Origin of the sequence: Pseudoalteromonas sp. MEBiC 03607 (genome assembly GCF_004792295.1) — a bacterium.
GTDB classification, from domain to species: Bacteria; Pseudomonadota; Gammaproteobacteria; order Enterobacterales; family Alteromonadaceae; genus Pseudoalteromonas; species Pseudoalteromonas lipolytica_C.
In genome coordinates this window covers 2099361-2116589 of sequence record NZ_SRRY01000001.1, presented here as the reverse complement: position 1 = coordinate 2116589, position 17229 = coordinate 2099361, and the positions used below count along the sequence as shown (strand labels likewise).

Annotated in this window: 14 protein-coding genes; 7 read left to right on the top strand and 7 right to left on the bottom strand. The window is 40.6% G+C overall.

Features of this window, described 5'->3' with window-relative positions; all coding sequences use genetic code 11:
• Positions 1 to 286: 286 nt before the first annotated feature.
• The 3 genes from E5N72_RS09750 (at position 287) to E5N72_RS09740 (ending at position 4577) form a co-directional block, all read left to right on the top strand.
• Complete coding sequence (locus E5N72_RS09750; protein WP_135924263.1) at positions 287 to 1906, top strand: L,D-transpeptidase family protein; 1620 nt, start codon at positions 287 to 289, stop codon at positions 1904 to 1906.
• Positions 1907 to 1914: 8 nt separating this feature from the next.
• Positions 1915 to 2778, top strand: coding sequence for a D-Ala-D-Ala carboxypeptidase family metallohydrolase (locus tag E5N72_RS09745; RefSeq protein WP_135924262.1), 864 nt, complete (start codon positions 1915 to 1917; stop codon positions 2776 to 2778).
• Positions 2779 to 3134: 356 nt separating this feature from the next.
• Positions 3135 to 4577 carry a serine hydrolase domain-containing protein gene (locus tag E5N72_RS09740; protein WP_135924261.1) on the top strand — a complete coding sequence of 481 codons (1443 nt, stop codon included), beginning with the start codon at positions 3135 to 3137 and terminating at the stop codon, positions 4575 to 4577.
• 30 nt (positions 4578 to 4607) lie between these two features.
• On the opposite strand, the gene E5N72_RS09735 is transcribed toward E5N72_RS09740, so the two are convergent.
• On the bottom strand, positions 4608 to 5546 hold the full coding sequence (locus E5N72_RS09735) for a LysR family transcriptional regulator (protein WP_135924260.1): 939 nt from the start codon (positions 5544 to 5546) through the stop codon (positions 4608 to 4610).
• A gap of 102 nt (positions 5547 to 5648) precedes the next feature.
• Here E5N72_RS09735 and E5N72_RS09730 point away from each other — a divergent pair, with 102 nt between their 5' ends.
• Entirely contained in the window at positions 5649 to 6305 is a 657-nt protein-coding gene (locus E5N72_RS09730) for a nitroreductase family protein (RefSeq protein WP_135924259.1), read from the top strand.
• 38 nt (positions 6306 to 6343) lie between these two features.
• Here the strand turns inward: E5N72_RS09730 and E5N72_RS09725 are convergent, their stop codons facing one another.
• The 5 genes from E5N72_RS09725 to dapB form a co-directional block, all read right to left on the bottom strand.
• Entirely contained in the window at positions 6344 to 7387 is a 1044-nt protein-coding gene (locus tag E5N72_RS09725; RefSeq protein ID WP_135924258.1) for a S66 peptidase family protein, read from the bottom strand.
• A gap of 119 nt (positions 7388 to 7506) precedes the next feature.
• Positions 7507 to 7983: a transcription elongation factor GreA gene (gene greA, locus E5N72_RS09720; RefSeq protein ID WP_135924257.1), complete on the bottom strand. Its 477-nt coding sequence runs from the start codon at positions 7981 to 7983 to the stop codon at positions 7507 to 7509.
• Between the two features lie 50 nt (positions 7984 to 8033).
• A complete protein-coding gene (carB, locus tag E5N72_RS09715) occupies positions 8034 to 11252 on the bottom strand; it encodes a carbamoyl-phosphate synthase large subunit (RefSeq protein WP_135924256.1) in 3219 nt (1072 codons plus the stop codon).
• Positions 11253 to 11268: 16 nt separating this feature from the next.
• Complete coding sequence (gene carA, locus E5N72_RS09710) at positions 11269 to 12405, bottom strand: glutamine-hydrolyzing carbamoyl-phosphate synthase small subunit (protein ID WP_135924255.1); 1137 nt, start codon at positions 12403 to 12405, stop codon at positions 11269 to 11271.
• Positions 12406 to 12612: 207 nt separating this feature from the next.
• A complete protein-coding gene (dapB, locus tag E5N72_RS09705) occupies positions 12613 to 13410 on the bottom strand; it encodes a 4-hydroxy-tetrahydrodipicolinate reductase (RefSeq protein ID WP_135924254.1) in 798 nt (265 codons plus the stop codon).
• A gap of 290 nt (positions 13411 to 13700) precedes the next feature.
• Between dapB and E5N72_RS09700 the strand changes: the two genes are divergently transcribed.
• From E5N72_RS09700 to E5N72_RS09690, 3 genes are all read left to right on the top strand, one after another.
• Entirely contained in the window at positions 13701 to 15014 is a 1314-nt protein-coding gene (locus tag E5N72_RS09700) for a Na+/H+ antiporter NhaC family protein (protein ID WP_135926269.1), read from the top strand.
• Between the two features lie 91 nt (positions 15015 to 15105).
• Positions 15106 to 15888, top strand: a complete 783-nt coding sequence (locus E5N72_RS09695; protein ID WP_135924253.1) for an outer membrane protein OmpK — start codon at positions 15106 to 15108, stop codon at positions 15886 to 15888.
• A 148-nt stretch (positions 15889 to 16036) separates the two neighbouring features.
• Positions 16037 to 16402 (top strand): hypothetical protein, encoded by a 366-nt coding sequence (locus tag E5N72_RS09690; RefSeq protein ID WP_135924252.1) that lies wholly within the window; start codon positions 16037 to 16039, stop codon positions 16400 to 16402.
• On the opposite strand, the gene E5N72_RS09685 is transcribed toward E5N72_RS09690, so the two are convergent.
• Complete coding sequence (locus tag E5N72_RS09685) at positions 16403 to 17200, bottom strand: M48 family metallopeptidase (protein ID WP_135924251.1); 798 nt, start codon at positions 17198 to 17200, stop codon at positions 16403 to 16405.
• Positions 17201 to 17229 lie beyond the last annotated feature (29 nt).

Genomic DNA, 17229 nt, shown 5'->3' with positions numbered 1-17229 from the left:
ACTTTGTTATTGAGTTGTTCTTGCATTGCTATTGCTCTGGTATTCATGCTGTCGTAAATAAGTAATTTTTAACGATAGATTTAATTCATCAAAATGACTAAGAATTACTGCTTGGTATTATATCTACTCACTAGGTAAAGTGTTCTGTTTTTAATATTAATACGGATTACTATTACTAAAAAATAAGTAAATTTGTTCCTATATTTTGTATTGCTTTGCTAAGCTTAAATTAGCATTTAATAAATGAGTCTCTGGCTCAAACCTAATACGTTATAAGGACATAGCTATGAAATTTTTTCGTCAAACGGCTTTGGTTAGTTGTTTTTTATTAGGCGCACCTGTATTAGCCGAAAACCAATACTTGCAACAACAGCTTGAACCTATTCTCATTGGTGAATCACACACCATTGAAGAACAGCAGATCCACTCCCCTGAAATGACCATTGCCACATACAAGGCAAATGGCTTTGAGCAAGTTTGGGCTGACATTAAATATGCAAAGCAAGTACTCAACTTAATCGCACAGTCAGAACTTGAAGGTCTTTCACCCAACGATTATCACTTTGATACATTACTGGCACTTATAGACGAAGTAGATAAACGTGGCACTGATGCAGCCGAGGCACAGTTTGACGTACTAATGACTGACGCAATTATGACCTATGCGAAACATTTGATCCGCGGTAAAGTTAACCCAAAACAGCTAGCATCTACATGGAACTATGAACAATTTGATGTCAGCCCTGATGCTGCAGCAGCTTCTTTACTCAAACATGTAAAATCTAAGAGTCTTGATAAAGGATTAAACAACCTTAAGCCCGTATTACCCCATTATCAAAGGTTAAAGAAAGCGCTAGTATTTTACCGAGAGCTTGATGCAAAAGGTGAGCTACCTGCAATTTCCTTGCAAAGTAAAGCACTTAAACCAGGTCAAACAGACCCAGCAGTGCCGCTCTTAAAACAAAAACTACATCGCTTAAATTATTATACTGGTAACCTATCTGATGCTTCCGAGTATGATGATGAACTTGTTGATGCTGTCAAAAAATTTCAATACGCTCATCAAGTTGATGACGATGGTATTATTGGCGGTGCAACTTTAAAACTTCTCAATAAAGACTACAGCGAATATGTGAATGATATTTTAGTTAATTTAGAACGCATTCGCTGGGTTGATAATACGCTCACAGAACGTTTTTTGATCGTAAATATAGCTGGTTATAAGCTGTATTTATTTGAAGATAACAAGCTTAAATGGCAAACCAATGTAGTTGTAGGCAGAAACTACACCAAAACCCCAATATTTAAAGGGCAAATGAGTTATATCGTGATGAACCCAACTTGGACTGTTCCACGTAGTATTTCAGGTGGCATTATCAAAAAAATGAAAGAAAATCCTAACTACCTAAATGAAAAAGACTTTGTTGTGGTTGATAGCCGCCGTAACCCAGTTGATAGTGAGAGTATTGATTGGGCAAATGCAAGCCGGAAGAACTTTCCGTACTGGTTTGTACAACAACCATCAGAGAATAACTCGCTAGGCCAAATTAAATTTATGTTTCCCAATAAATACTCAATTTATTTGCACGATACACCAGCAAAAAGCCTATTTCAGCAAGACCAACGTGCATTTAGTCATGGTTGTGTAAGAGTCGATGATCCTTTCACCTTAGCTGAAAAAATCTTAGGAACCTCAGATAATTGGTCTCGCAGTGACATTGATGACACTATTGCCGCAAAAGAAACTAAAAAAGTTAGCTTATCTAAACCATTAGACGTGCTATTAATGTACTGGACTGTCTCAGGGAACGATCAGGAAGGTCTTCATTTTTATAGCGATGTTTATAACCGCGATGCAGAACTATTAAAAAAGTTAACTACGCCATTAGCTAATAATTCAATTTAAGGAAAATTATGAAATTAAGCCGTGTTATTTTTTATCTATTTTTCGTTATCAATGCCCAGCGGACTCTAGCCATTGAGCTAAGTGACACGTTACATAGTTTAATTTTAGATGCAAACCAAGTTCTGACTCTTGATAACACGGCTGATTTTACTCCTACTGCTGTTTCAGATGTTGAAACAGCACGACTAGGACCAACCAGCATTGCCATAAATGCGCCCAACAATGCGGGTTTCTACAACCTAGTACTGAGTAATGGTAAAGTCACTAAACACTTGCTCATTATCGTGAAAAAGCCTTTCAATTCAGACAATAAACAATTGAATAATTACCAAATAGGGCTATACCCTGCCCCTTATAAAAATTACCCACAGTACACTGCGCCAAACGGATTTATCGAAATTTTTGAAAAAGACTTATCACGCCAGCTTACTCCTCATGTACAAATTAAAAATGTAATTTGTAAGCAAGTGAGTGACTTTCCAAAATATTTATATATAAATAACGACGGCTTGATGATGCTAGAAGAGTTACTCACGTTTGTACAAAATGAAGGGATTAAAGTCAGCAAATTTGCCTTTATTAGTGGCTATCGAACCCCCCACTACAACCGCTCTATTGGTAATGGCAAACACAGCCGACACCAATATGGTGATGCCTTTGACTTATATATAGATGAGAATGGCGATGGCCGAATGGACGATTTAAATGGCGATGGTAAACTAACGATTGCTGATGTTGATGTACTTTATAAAGTGTTCGAAAAATTTCAAAAACAGAGCCGCTATAACGGCGGTATCGGTCGCTATAAACCCGCCTCTCACCACGGTGGTTTTGTTCACATAGATAATCGAGGATTTACCGCTAGGTGGTAATACAATCTTCTTATAACCCTTGTTTATATATTATCCGATTGCATTATTGCTGCTTGATTGCTAAGTTATTGTGAGGAAGGGGAAATCACTGTGAAGAGGTGATTTGAGACAGTGGTATTGAAGAAATTTAATCACCCTACTCAATGACACACAACCATCAGTTAGAACAACACTCTATCTCAGCAACGGAGATCCAATAAGCCCCGCTGGTTATTGGCAAGCACTTCAAAATGGGAGTGTATCTGTATTGCATTACAGTAGTTTAGACCACACCAGAATGGTAAGCCTTATCAATCAAGCCATGCGCAATGAGGTTTTACATAGGTTAATGTAACCAACAAATAACAAGGACAGTAATGAACATATTCTGTAAGAAATTAAGGTTGCTTGTAGTTTTTTATTTACTCGCAACTTCAAGCATTGCACACAGCCAAAACATGCAGGCAGAGATGGCTGATTTTATCCAAGGCTTTCATGACTACAAGCAGTTTAATGGTAATGTATTAGTCGCAAAAGATGGAAAAGTACTGTTTGAACAAAGCGTTGGCTATGCCAACTTTGAATGGGATATAAAGCATAGTGATAAAAGTAAATTTAGAGTTGGTTCAATTACCAAACAATTTACCGCCATGTTAATTCTGCAATTGGCACAAGATGGTAAACTTAAACTCGATGATCACCTTGCAAAATACCTACCTGACTACAGACATGATATAGCCACTAAAATTACTCTTCGCCAAATACTTAATCATACCTCTGGCCTTGGTAATTATACTCAAGCAAAATCGTTTCGTGATGAGTACAGCCGAAACCCCTACAGTGTTGATGAATTTATTCGCTTGCTATGTAGTGATGATCTAGTGTTCGAGCCTGGCACTGAATTTCGTTATAGCAATTCTGGCTACTTTATTTTGGGCGCGGTAATCGAAAAGGTAACAGGTCAAAAATATCAAGACGTATTACAGAAGAATATTTTAGATCCACTCGATATGAAGGATACAGGCTATGATTCTCACAATAAAATCATTAAATATCGCGTATCGGGTTACGACAATGGCCTAGCAGGTTATAGCAATACTGATTATTTAGATATGTCTATCCCGTATGCTGCAGGATCAATGTACTCAACAGCACAGGATTTACTAAAATGGGATCAAGCTCTTTACTCGGATAAGTTATTGAACAAAGAGTATAAGAGGCAGATGTATCAAGTTTCTGAGCAAAGAAATTATGCGCTTGGTTGGGAAGTAACAAACCTTGATAAAAGCACCTACGGAAAACCCCTAACACGTATTCAACATGGCGGTGGCATCAATGGTTTTAATGCATTTATAAGTAGGATAATCGAAGACAAATTATTGGTTATCATTTTAAATAACACCGGTGGTGCGCCACTCACTCCCATGACTAATGGCTTACTTGCAATCTACTATGGCAAACCCTACGAAAAAGCGACAGAGCATGCAGATAGTAAACTTTATAACGCATTTAAACATGAAGGTATTGCAGGGTTAAAGAAAACTTATCAGCAAATGGTGAGTGATGACAATACGCCAAGAGAAAGGTCGCTAAACTACTTTGGCTATGAATTAATGCAGATGGGTGAGCTAGACGCCGCAATAACGGTGTTTGAACTCAACAATCAATCTTATCCAGAGTCCGCAAATACGTTTGACAGTTTAGGTGAAGCATATTTAGCTGCCGGTGATAAACAAAAGGCATTAGCAAGTTACAAAAGTGCGTTAAAACTAAACCCTGACAGTGAAAGTGCCAAACAAGCAATTGAGAAATTACAATAAACAAGCTCAGCTACTCTATACCTAAAATAATTAGTTATCGAGTACCCGCTTATCTAAAATCCCTTTTTCAATCAGTTGATTGAGAATCGCCTTGGTTTTTTCTCGGCATATATCACGAACTAAACGAACTGCGGGTGTTATTGACTGACGGCTTGGGCATATTAGCCAAAGCTCTGCACATAAGTGAGGGTAATTTTGCATTACTGGCACTACCCGCCCACTTAGCAAATCATCACTGATATCAATACATGATTTAACCGCAAGGCCTTTACCTGCCACACACCAACGCCTTACCAAGTCACCATCGTTAGATGCTCGGCGGCCTTGCATTTTTACCTTAAAACGTTCGGTTCCATCGGTAAAATCCCAGACATTATTAATGATATCTTGAAGTTGATAAAATAAACCTTGATGCTGGGTTAATTCATCAGGATGTGTTGGCGCGCCATATTCGGCAATGTACTCTGGGGTCGCACATAACAGTCGTGGCACATTACATATTTTAAAACCATATAAGTTTGAATCAGATGGCGAGCCATACCTAAGTGCGAAATCAACGGAGTCTCGGTAAAAGTCGACATTACTATCGCTAATATGCGGGCGCATACTCAACTTTGGATATTCATCGAGTAACTCATCTAACCAAGGAATAATAATATTGCGGCCTAAATCTGACGATAGTGCGACTCTTAGCTCGCCCTCAATTTCATCATGCTCACCTTTTAAAGCAAGTGTCGCTTGCTCAAGCATGAACACAGCTTGCTGACATTGTGGTAAAAAACGTTCTCCTGCCGCAGATAAGCGCAAATGACGAGTTGTACGAACAAACAACTCTGCACCAAGAGCGGCTTCAACACGTTTAATTGCCGCACTGGCGGTAGCTGCTCGCATGTCTAACTTTGCTGCTGCGGTTGTAATACTGCGAAACTCAGCAACCTTGAGGATTAATTTGAGATCTTCAACCAGCATATTAACTAAAATTTTTTGATAATGTTTATTCGATTATGCGCTTTATCGCAAAGTATGCAAGGCGTAAACTGCACCTAATTGTTATACATGCGGGAGCAAATCATGACACACCCTATTATTTCTGACTTACAACGCCGTTACACAAGTAAGCGTTACGACGCTTCAAAGCACATTAGCCAAGCAGACTTAGCTGTAATTTTAGAAGCAATACGCTTATCGCCATCGTCTATTAATTCTCAACCATGGAAGTTTGTAGTCATCGAATCAGATCAAGCTAAGCAACGTTTGCATGATAGTTTTGCAAATAAGTTTCAGTTTAACCAAGCACATGCAAAAACAGCATCACACACCATTTTATTTGCTTATAACCCAAGCTATAAACGTGCTGATTATGAAAAGGTAATCGATGCTGATATTGCCAATGGTCGTACAAAAGCAGAAAACAAAGAGCAAGCATTTGGCGCATTCGCTTTCGTTGATTTAAATACTGATGAGCAAGGAGTTAACGCACATTGGACTAAAGCTCAAACTTACATTGCTTTAGGTAATACCATGCATACTGTCGCTCGTTTAGGTATAGATTCAACCCCGATGGAAGGCGTAGATAAAGACTTACTCGGTGAGCTTTTTGCAGATGAATTAGGCGGCTATGTTTGTGAAGTAGCACTCGCAATTGGTTATCACGAGCCTGAGCAAGATTATAACGCTGCATTACCAAAATCGCGTTTAGATAAAGATGCGGTAATTACAGTCGTGTAACAAGCCTTTCAATCGCGCCGGTAAAACCGGCGTGATAATTATTTTAAGTCAGTTTTCACCACGACATTACTCGCCACACCTTCATACAAATCTGCCGTTATTGTGGCAACAGCACCATTTATTAGTGCTAAATTAGGAGCTACGTGGCCAATGTCGGCATCAACGATAACCGGGAACAAATTGCCTTTAAATGCAAGCTCTATTGCTTGGTATTCATCAAAGTAGCAGTCGTTATTAATTGCAGGGCTGCGACCAAATATCACCGCGTTAACATCAGTAAACACATCATTTAGCTTTAAAGACAATAAACACCTAGCTAATGCCATCGGGCTAAGTTCCGCATTCTCTAAATATAAAACTAAACCTTCTGGCGCATACTGCTTTTTAAATTCATGCAAAGCATAGTAATTTGAGGGTAATAATAACCCTAACGTGTCTAAACAGCCGCCAATAAGCCGTCCAGAAACTTCAATCTGACGTTTATCCTTATAGTTAATACAGCGCCATTGGCTCGGTGCATTTAGATTAAATTTTGCATTTGGATTTGCTTTATAGTCAATTGCCTCTTTTTGATAGAAAGGAGAAGCAACTTGATGTAAACACTGATTTTCTTCCAGCTCCATTGCATTAAATATATCTTGCAAATGCTGATCGGTGTCATCTGGATGAATTTGCATTAAGTTTGCGGCGTGTAAAGTCGCCCAACCACAACGAGTCGTTAATGCACATGCAAAGGTGCTGATATCTGAAAAGCCTACCAACCATTTTGGTTTAGCATTATTAATAGCGTTAAAGTCAAGTAATGATAAAATCTCCATGGTGAGATCGCCTCCCCATGGCGGCATAATCGCTGCAATCGAGTCATCAGTTAAAAACTGCATTAATTCTTCTGCACGTTGCTTTGCAGGGTTATGCTCTTGACGTAAGCATGCCCCTTCAATGATTGTAAACCCTTTCGCTGTTAAACCTTGAAGTACTATATCTAATCGCTTATGAAATGATTCATCAACACCAGAGGAAAAAGCACAAATGGCTATTTTATCACCTTTGGCTATTGGCTTAGGATACTGAATTTTAGCCATTACTACTCCTTTATTCCGTTTAACGAGCCCCCAACGTACCGAATAAATTTACGCCTGTAAACAGGCATAAAAAAACCGCGGTAGTAAACCGCGGTTTTTATCAATGCTTGGTTAAGCTATTAAATATACTCAACTTCAATGATTTCGTACTCTACCTCACCGTTTGGTGTTTTAATGATAACGGCATCGTCTACCTCTTTACCAATTAAACCTCGTGCGATTGGCGAGTTAACAGAGATCAAGTTATTTTTGATATCTGCCTCATCATCACCTACGATTTGGTATTTCACCTCAGCGTCGGTTTCAACATTAACGATAGTCACTGTAGTGCCAAAAATAACCTTGCCAGTTTTTGGCATTTTAGTTACATCGATGATTTGCACATTTGAAAGCTTCGCTTCGATTTCTTGAATACGGCCTTCGCAGAAACCTTGTTGCTCGCGAGCAGCATGGTATTCAGCGTTTTCTTTCAAATCACCATGTTCACGCGCTTCAGCGATATCAGCGATAATTTTTGGGCGTGTAACTGTTTTTAATTCGTTAAGTTCTTCGCGCAGTAATGCTGCACCACGAACTGTCATCGGAATTGATTGCATATTATTCTCACTTAATCCAAGGGTGAATGTATCACCCTTGGCACATTTCCTTAGTTCATTCGCTGGTGTAATTCCTGAACTGACGTCACACTGCTACGGTCGTCTGCTTGGTTAGCAGTACAGTTAGCAAATGCCGCGTTCAGTGTCGTTGTGTAGTTTGTCTTGTGCTGTAAAGCACCACGACGTAACACCTTCGAATCTTCAATCGCTTGGCGACCTTCAGTAGTGTTTACAATATAGCTGTATTCACCATTTTTAATTCTATCAAGAATATGAGGGCGGCCTTCGAATACCTTGTTCACGCGACGAACTGCAATACCTGCTTCTTCAAGGGCTTTAGCAGTACCACCCGTTGCATCTAACTCAAAACCAAGGTCAGTCATGGTTTTAGCTAGCTCAACAATACGTGGCTTGTCACTGTTGCGTACCGATAGTAACGCGCGACCACCGCGTGGTAAAGTGTTGCTTGCACCTAATTGTGCTTTAGCGAATGCTTCGGCGAAAGTTTCACCAACACCCATTACCTCACCCGTTGAGCGCATTTCTGGGCCTCGGATTGGATCAACACCTTGGAACTTAGCAAATGGCAATACCACTTCTTTAACACTGTAGTAAGGAGGAATTACTTCTTTAGTAATACCTTGGCTCGCCAGCGACTGACCAGCCATACAACGTGCCGCTACTTTAGCAAGCGCGATACCTGTCGCTTTAGAAACAAACGGTACTGTACGTGCAGCACGTGGGTTTACTTCGATTAAGTAAACTTTACCGTCTTTCACAGCAAACTGTGTATTCATTAGACCTACTACGCCAAGCTCAAGTGCCATATCAGTCACTTGCTTACGCATCACGTCTTGAACTTCAGCTGTTAATGAGTGCGCTGGTAATGAACATGCTGAGTCACCAGAGTGAACACCTGCTTGCTCAATGTGCTCCATGATACCACCGATGATTACTTGCTCACCGTCACAGATTGCATCAACGTCAACTTCGATTGCGTTATCTAAGAAATGGTCAAGTAGTACTGGCGCTTCATTTGACGCTGATACTGCTTCAGTCATGTAACGACGTAAATCGTCTTCATCATATACCACTTCCATCGCGCGGCCACCTAGTACGTATGAAGGACGTACAACAAGTGGGAAACCGATTTCAGCTGATTTTGCAATCGCTTCTTCCATTGAAGTTACTGTTGCATTCTCTGGCTGAAGAAGGTTTAAACGCTCAACTAATTGTTGGAAACGCTCACGGTCTTCTGCACGGTCGATAGCATCTGGTGAAGTACCAATAACTGGCACGCCGTTCGCTTCAAGTGCACGAGCAAGTTTAAGCGGCGTTTGACCACCGTACTGAACGATAACACCTTTAGGCTTTTCAACACGTACGATTTCTAATACATCTTCTAGCGTGATTGGCTCGAAGAATAAGCGATCAGATGTATCATAGTCAGTTGAAACAGTTTCAGGGTTACAGTTAACCATGATTGTTTCATAGCCGTCTTCACGTAAAGCTAATGCTGCGTGAACACAGCAGTAATCGAATTCAATACCTTGACCGATACGGTTAGGGCCACCACCGATTACCATGATTTTATCTTTGTCAGATGGGTTCGCTTCACACTCTTCATCGTATGTTGAGTACATGTAAGCTGTGTCTGAGCTAAATTCGGCAGCACAGGTATCAACGCGCTTGTATACAGGCACGATATCTAACTGGTGACGCTTTTTACGAATTTCAGCTTCAGAGACACCGGCAATTTCTGCGATACGCGCATCAGCGAAACCTTTACGCTTAAGCTTACGTAAGAACTCAGCATTTAAACCAGCCATACCAACTTCGCTGATTGTTGCTTCGTCTTTTAAGATGTCTTCGATTTGCACTAGGTACCAAGGGTCAATCTTAGTTAGTTCGAAAACTTCTTCTACGCTCATACCGTGACGCATTGCATCTGCTACATACCAAATACGCTCTGCACCTGGCTCACGTAATTCACGGATGATTTTTTCTTTCGCTTTCGGGTCATCAAGAGCAACGATTGGGTTAAAACCCGTTGCACCGACTTCAAGACCACGTAATGCTTTATGAAGTGACTCTTGTTGGTTACGACCAATCGCCATAACTTCACCCACAGACTTCATCTGTGTTGTAAGACGGTCGTTTGAACCGGCGAATTTTTCGAAGTTAAAACGTGGGATCTTAGTCACAACGTAGTCGATTGACGGCTCGAAAGACGCTGGTGTTTTACCGCCAGTGATGTCGTTTTGTAGCTCATCAAGGGTGTAACCTACAGCTAGTTTTGCAGCGATTTTCGCAATTGGGAAACCGGTTGCTTTTGATGCAAGTGCAGATGAACGCGATACACGTGGGTTCATCTCAATGATAACCATACGGCCATCTACTGGATTCACACCAAACTGTACGTTTGAACCACCTGTTTCAACACCGATTTCACGAAGTACCGCCATCGATGCATTACGCATGATTTGGTATTCTTTGTCTGTTAGCGTTTGCGCTGGTGCAACCGTAATTGAGTCACCAGTATGAACACCCATTGGGTCAAAGTTTTCGATAGAACATACGATGATACAGTTGTCGTTTTTGTCACGAACAACTTCCATTTCGTACTCTTTCCAACCGATTAATGATTCATCGATTAGAAGCTCATTTGTTGGTGATAAATCTAAACCACGCTCACAAATTTCATCAAATTCTTCTTGGTTGTATGCAACACCACCACCGGTACCACCCATAGTGAATGATGGACGAATGATACATGGGAAACCGATGCGGCTTAGTACATCGTGTGCTTCTTCCATTGAGTGAGCGATTTCTGCACGCGGACACTCAAGACCAATGTTTTTCATTGCAGCGTCAAAACGCTCACGGTTTTCAGCTTTATCGATTGCATCAGCAGTTGCACCGATTAACTCAACGCCGTGTTTAGCCAATACACCGTGCTTATCTAAATCAAGTGCACAGTTTAATGCAGTTTGACCACCCATAGTAGGAAGTACTGCATCTGGCTTTTCTTTTTCAATGATTTTCTCTACCACTTCCCAGTGAATTGGTTCGATGTACGTCGCATCAGCCATTTCAGGGTCAGTCATGATAGTTGCAGGATTCGAGTTTACAAGAATAACTCGATAGCCTTCTTCTCGTAGTGCTTTACACGCTTGTGCACCAGAGTAGTCAAATTCACAAGCTTGACCGATTACAATCGGGCCTGCGCCTAAGATAAGAATGCTTTTTATGTCGGTACGTTTTGGCATTGTTACTCCGGTTAAATTAGTTTGAACGTGCTTGCATCAAATCGATGAAGTGGTCGAATAATGGTGCCGCGTCGTGTGGACCAGGGCTTGCTTCTGGGTGACCTTGGAAGCTAAATGCTGGTTTATCTGTGCGGTGAATACCTTGTAGCGTGCCATCGAATAGTGAAACGTGCGTTGCACGTAAATTCGCTGGTAATGTTGCTTCATCAGCTGCGAAACCGTGGTTTTGCGCTGTGATCATAACAACATTGCGGTCAAGATCTTTAACTGGGTGGTTACCACCGTGGTGACCGAACTTCATTTTTACTGTTTGTGCACCTGAGGCAAGAGCAAGTAATTGGTGACCTAAACAAATACCAAAAATTGGCGTGTCTGTTTCAAGGAAAGTTTTAATTGCTTCAATCGCGTATGTACACGGCTCAGGATCACCTGGGCCATTTGATAAGAAGATACCGTCTGGGTTAAGTGCTAATACGTCTTCTGCTGATGTTTGTGCAGGCACTACGGTTAATTTACAACCGCGGTCTACTAACATACGTAAGATATTACGTTTAACACCGAAGTCATAAGCAACAACGTGGAACTTCTCGTCTGCTGCTTCTAGCGTTTTAAAGCCTGAACCTAATGTCCAGCTTGATTCACGCCACTCAAATTTTTCCTTGGTTGAGACAACTTTTGCTAAATCCATGCCTTTTAAGCCTGGGAAGGCTTGCGCAGCTTCAAGCGCTTTTTTCTCATCTAACTCGTCGCCCGCGATGATACAACCATTTTGAGCGCCTTTATCACGTAAGATACGTGTTAATTTACGAGTGTCGATGTCTGCAATACCTAAGATATTGCGTTCTTTTAAGTAATCACTTAACGATTGCTCGTTACGGAAATTACTTGCTAGCAGTGGCAAATCACGGATCACTAGGCCTTTAGCCCAGATTTGACCCGCTTCTTCGTCTTCGCTGTTAGTACCCGTATTACCGATATGTGGGTACGTCAAAGTTACGATTTGTTCCGCGTATGAAGGGTCAGTCAAAATTTCTTGATAACCAGTCATAGACGTATTGAATACTACTTCGCCCACTGACATGCCGTCAGCGCCGATTGCAGTACCGCGAAACACTGTGCCGTCTTCTAGGACTAACAGAGCGGATTTAGTCAAGTTAACCTCCTAACAGTAAAAAACGGGAGTAAAGTCATTTGCTCTACTGCCCGTTTATAGCGATTGGAAACACGCATTTATGAATTTTTGGCAAATTGGCGCTATTCTACAGTAATTTAGCTTGTAGATCTAATCTTAATTAATAAAATAGTAAAAATAAGCGCTATTAACTAAAAACTCGCTGAAACTGCCAAAAATCAAACTAAACTACTTCAAGTCAAGCACATCTTGCATATCATAAAGTCCAGCTGGTTTATTTTTCAACCAGCCCGCAGCTCTTACAGCTCCTAATGCAAAGGTCATTCTTGAACTTGCTTTATGAGTTAATTCTAGCCTTTCGCCAGAAGTTGCGAAATATGCGGTGTGTTCACCTACTATATCCCCGCCTCTCATGACCGAATAACCTATTTCATTTTGCGATTTTGCATGTTCGTCATTGCTTCTGTCAAATCGTGCAACTTCATCGTGTTGCCAGCCTTTTGCCTCAGCAATCGCTTCACCAATTGCCAGCGCGGTGCCCGAAGGTGCATCAATTTTGTGACGATGATGAGCTTCAAATATTTCGATGTCCATGTCATCGCCAAACTTCACAGCCGCAGTCTGCACTAAGTTAAGCAGTAAATTCACACCTACGCTATAATTGCGCGCAAAAACAATCGGAATATGCTTTGCTGCTTCATTTAAAGCATCAATGTCGTCTTGATTAAGACCCGTGGTACCAATTACCATCGCGATATTTTTTTCTACGGCTGTTTTTAAATGACTACGCATACCTGCCGGTAAGGTAAAATCAATCAGCACATCAGTATCTTTTACATCTGACTCTTTACTAAATGACACATCAGCTGTTGCGGCACTGTTTAATTGATTAACGGCAATATCTAAAAGTGGCGAGTTGTCACGAACATACGCGCCCGTTAAAGTTGCATCTTCTTTTTTTGTGACAGCTTCTAAAAGTGCCAGCCCCATACGGCCGTTTGCACCAAATACACCTATACGATTCATACTATTACCTTACCTATTCTTATTAGCTGGCTAGATTTTATCGAAAACTCATGTAATAGTCAGGTTAGCTTATAAAAAACACTGAGCTAATTTATGCTGAGTTTATGTTTTATAAAATAACAACAATAATAACAGATAGTCTTTGCATTTAGCCATCTATACATTTAAACTTCTTCCTTTGCGCCGATTTGGTCTTTGGCTTGCGGGCGCTGTTGATGTCTTTTAGACACAACTAAATACAGCTAAAAGAAGTCTTTGGCTGTGTTATTGGTTATCTAACGAGGAATATGATGCAGCCATCATTTAATAGAACAAAAGCAAAATTATCTTTGCTGCCGCTTTTGGTGTTTGTCGGCTTATTTTTAGGCGCTGGCTTATACTTACAATCTCAAGGTGTTGATTACGCTTTTTATCAATTACCTGCTCCAGTGGCAATTTTACCTGCCATCATGCTGGCGTTTATCTTAAATAAAAATACCATCAACCACAGTGTTGAAACCTTTATTAAAGGTGCTGGCCACAGCAATATCATCACGATGTGTTTGATATATCTTCTCGCTGGTGCGTTTTCTGCGGTTGCCGGTGCAACAGGTGGTGTTGATGCCGTTGTTAATGCAGGTTTATCACTTATTCCGCCAGCATTATTACTACCGGGATTATTTTTAATCGCCGCTGTTGTGTCGACTGCAATGGGTACTTCAATGGGTACTATTGGTGCTATTGGTCCGATTGCTTATGCCGTCGCCCAAAAAACAGGTATTGATCCATCACTGATGGCTGGCACGATTGTATCGGGTGCCATGTTTGGTGATAACTTATCAATCATCTCTGACACAACGATTGCTGCAACCCGCACGCAAGGCTGTGAAATGAAAGATAAATTCCGCGAAAATCTAAAAATTGCACTGCCTGCTGCAGCATTAACAATCGGTTTGTTATTTTTCTTAACACCTACTGCGGAAGCTGTAAAAACTCAAGACTTCGATATTTTATTAGTATTGCCTTATGCCTTTATCTTGGTACTCGCGGTAATGGGCTTTAACGTATTTGTGGTGCTATTTAGCGGTATTATCTTTGCTGCACTCATGGGCTTTACTGGCAGCTATGAAGGGGCGAGTTTTGTTAAAGATGTTTATAAAGGCTTTACCGATATGCAGGAAATTTTCTTGCTATCGATGTTTATTGGCGGCCTTTCAGAATTTATCCGTATTAATGGTGGTCTTGATTATATTGCTAATAAAATTCAAGCAATTACTAAAGTTATCGCTAAATGGCACCGTAAAGTTGCGGATCAATTAGGGATTGCAGCCCTCGTTATGACCAGCAACCTATGTATTGCTAATAATACGGTATCAATTATTGTTGCAGGCCCAATTGCTAAAAAATTAGCGGATGATGGCGAAATTACAGGTAAGCGTTCAGCAAGCTTGCTTGATATTTTTGCTTGTGTAACACAAGGCTCACTGCCTTATGGCGCACAAGCGCTATTGTTGGGTGCTACTTTTAAAATTAGCCCATGGGAAGTATCAACATCATCTTATTATTGTTTTATTCTTGCTTTTACTGCAGTAGCGGTAATTTGCTTACGTCGGAATAAAGCATAAGTTAAATAATTTTTGCCAAGATACGCCCAATTTAGGGCGTATCTGCTATAATCCTGCCTTTGTATCCCCTTTACACCATCAATATTGAGATATGAACTTGAAAAAGATCCTTTCTGTTGCTGCGCTATGTGCAGTAAGTACTTCAGGCTATGCCGCTAATTGGAGCTCTACGCAATTACACGTTAATAACGGTGAACACAAAAATCCGTTTTCATTAACTAAGTCAAATACCACGGTTGTTTCATTGCAACATGCTTCTGGTTACGACTATGGCGATAACTTCTTTTTTATTGATTACAGCAATGACGACCGTCAAGATGGCTATCAAGACAAAGACTTTTATGGCGAGTGGTATTCAACATTTAGCTTATCAAAAATCTCTGGCAATGACTTTTCATACGGCGCAATTGCCGATGTAGGCTTAACAGCAGGTTTTAATGCAGCGGGTGACGCAAAAGTACTGAAATATTTACCCGGTGTAAAATTGAGCTGGCAAGCTCCGGGCTTTAGCTTTTTATCTACCCTATTCACCGCTTACATTGATGACAGTGAAGGCGTAGCACGTGGTGGCGCACCAACTGAATCAAACAGCTGGATGATTGATGTTGCATGGGGTTACCCATTTACTATTGGCTCACAAAAGTTCAATGTAACAGGTCATGTTGAATACATCGCTGAACGTGAAAATGAATTTGGTGAAGATGTAAAAGCGTGGATTCTAGCACAGCCAATCATTACTTGGGATTTAGGTCATGCAATGAGCATGAAAGAAAATACGCTACTGCTAGGTCTTGAGTGGCAATACTGGCACAACAAGCTAGGTACAGACACTACTGAGTCAGTACCACAACTTCACGTTGAGTGGACGTTTTAACGAGTTGCTAGTTGCTAGTTGCTAGTTGCTAGTTGCTAGTTATCAAATTAAAGCCTGCAGTTATCTAAACTACAGGCTTTTTAAATTTTAGAGTAAAATTTGACATACATTCGATCGTGGTTCTACAGTTAGATTTTAGGAGAACCTCATGAATAAATCATTTATCATTAGTAGCTTACTAGCTTTAACTACTTCTTTCCTAGCCAATACAACTGAGCTTAAACCTGCAATAAAATGCGGTTTACCAAAACCTTACTCAATGCCAAAACTTGATCAAGTTACTTACGACGGAAAAGCCTGTTTTTGCCAAGAAAATGATTGTAATTGGAAAGATATAGATATTACTCTTTTAATTGAGGGTATAGCTATGGTTAGTCTGGCGCAAAAATGTGGTATTCCTGAGCAGCTATCCACTCCTTCAATCGAGCAGACAACTTACCCAGGAAAAGTGTGTATTTATGAGAATAAAAAATATTATTGGCAAAATGTTGATATTCAACCTTTGCTCTATTGATCATAATTTACACTGCGGGGTTTTCCCTTTCGCTCTGGCCGCTTGTTGAGCTTTTAATGCATCTGACATGTGCTTTTGAAGCTCTTTAATTCGGTTACCCGGAGCTGGGTGAGTCGACATAAACTCGGGTGTACCACTACTACCTGCTGCACTCATATTTTGCCAAAGAGATACTGATTGCTCTGGGTTAAATCCTGCTTTTGCCATTAAATCTAGACCTACAATATCTGCCTCTGATTCATGTGAGCGACTAAATGGTAATACCACCCCATATTGTGCGCCTAAACCCAAAGCCTGCATGATTTCGCCTCGATATTGCACATTCCCCATATCAAGTGCTGCACCACCAACTTGTAAGCCAGTTTGTAAAAGTGCATTCTGTGAAACACGTTCATTTGAATGCTCAGCTATCACGTGTGCAACTTCATGACCTAAAACAGTAGCAAGTTGGTCTTGGTTTACCGCTACTTTTAATAAACCAGTATGAACCCCGATATAACCACCCGGTAAGGCGAATGCATTTGCAGAATCGTCTTCAAATACTACAACTTCCCAAGACTGTTTTGCATACTCATTTGGCAGTACAGAAATTACATCATCGGCAATACACTTAACATAGCTATTAACTCGTGGGTCTTTATTAACAGGCTGCGTTTTTTTCATTTCTGCAAAACTGGCTTGTCCCATTTGATTCATTTGTTGATCAGAGTAAAGCGCAATTTGCGTGCGTCCTGTTGGTGAGGTTTTACAACCAGCTAAAACAGCGGTAGCTAACACTGCCATCAATAACTTTTTCATACGAATCCTTGAAATACTTGGTGCAATAA

Bases quoted from the DNA above. Each gene is read 5' to 3' on its own strand.
- E5N72_RS09750 (WP_135924263.1), top strand. From the start codon at position 287: ATGAAATTTTTTCGTCAAACGGCTTTGGTTAGTTGTTTTTTATTAGGC.
- E5N72_RS09745 (WP_135924262.1), top strand. From the start codon at position 1,915: ATGAAATTAAGCCGTGTTATTTTTTATCTATTTTTCGTTATCAATGCC.
- E5N72_RS09740 (WP_135924261.1), top strand. From the start codon at position 3,135: ATGAACATATTCTGTAAGAAATTAAGGTTGCTTGTAGTTTTTTATTTA.
- E5N72_RS09735 (WP_135924260.1), bottom strand. From the start codon at position 5,546: ATGCTGGTTGAAGATCTCAAATTAATCCTCAAGGTTGCTGAGTTTCGC.
- E5N72_RS09730 (WP_135924259.1), top strand. From the start codon at position 5,649: ATGACACACCCTATTATTTCTGACTTACAACGCCGTTACACAAGTAAG.
- E5N72_RS09725 (WP_135924258.1), bottom strand. From the start codon at position 7,387: ATGGCTAAAATTCAGTATCCTAAGCCAATAGCCAAAGGTGATAAAATA.
- greA (WP_135924257.1), bottom strand. From the start codon at position 7,983: ATGCAATCAATTCCGATGACAGTTCGTGGTGCAGCATTACTGCGCGAA.
- carB (WP_135924256.1), bottom strand. From the start codon at position 11,252: ATGCCAAAACGTACCGACATAAAAAGCATTCTTATCTTAGGCGCAGGC.
- dapB (WP_135924254.1), bottom strand. From the start codon at position 13,410: ATGAATCGTATAGGTGTATTTGGTGCAAACGGCCGTATGGGGCTGGCA.
- E5N72_RS09700 (WP_135926269.1), top strand. From the start codon at position 13,701: ATGCAGCCATCATTTAATAGAACAAAAGCAAAATTATCTTTGCTGCCG.
- E5N72_RS09695 (WP_135924253.1), top strand. From the start codon at position 15,106: ATGAACTTGAAAAAGATCCTTTCTGTTGCTGCGCTATGTGCAGTAAGT.
- E5N72_RS09690 (WP_135924252.1), top strand. From the start codon at position 16,037: ATGAATAAATCATTTATCATTAGTAGCTTACTAGCTTTAACTACTTCT.
- E5N72_RS09685 (WP_135924251.1), bottom strand. From the start codon at position 17,200: ATGAAAAAGTTATTGATGGCAGTGTTAGCTACCGCTGTTTTAGCTGGT.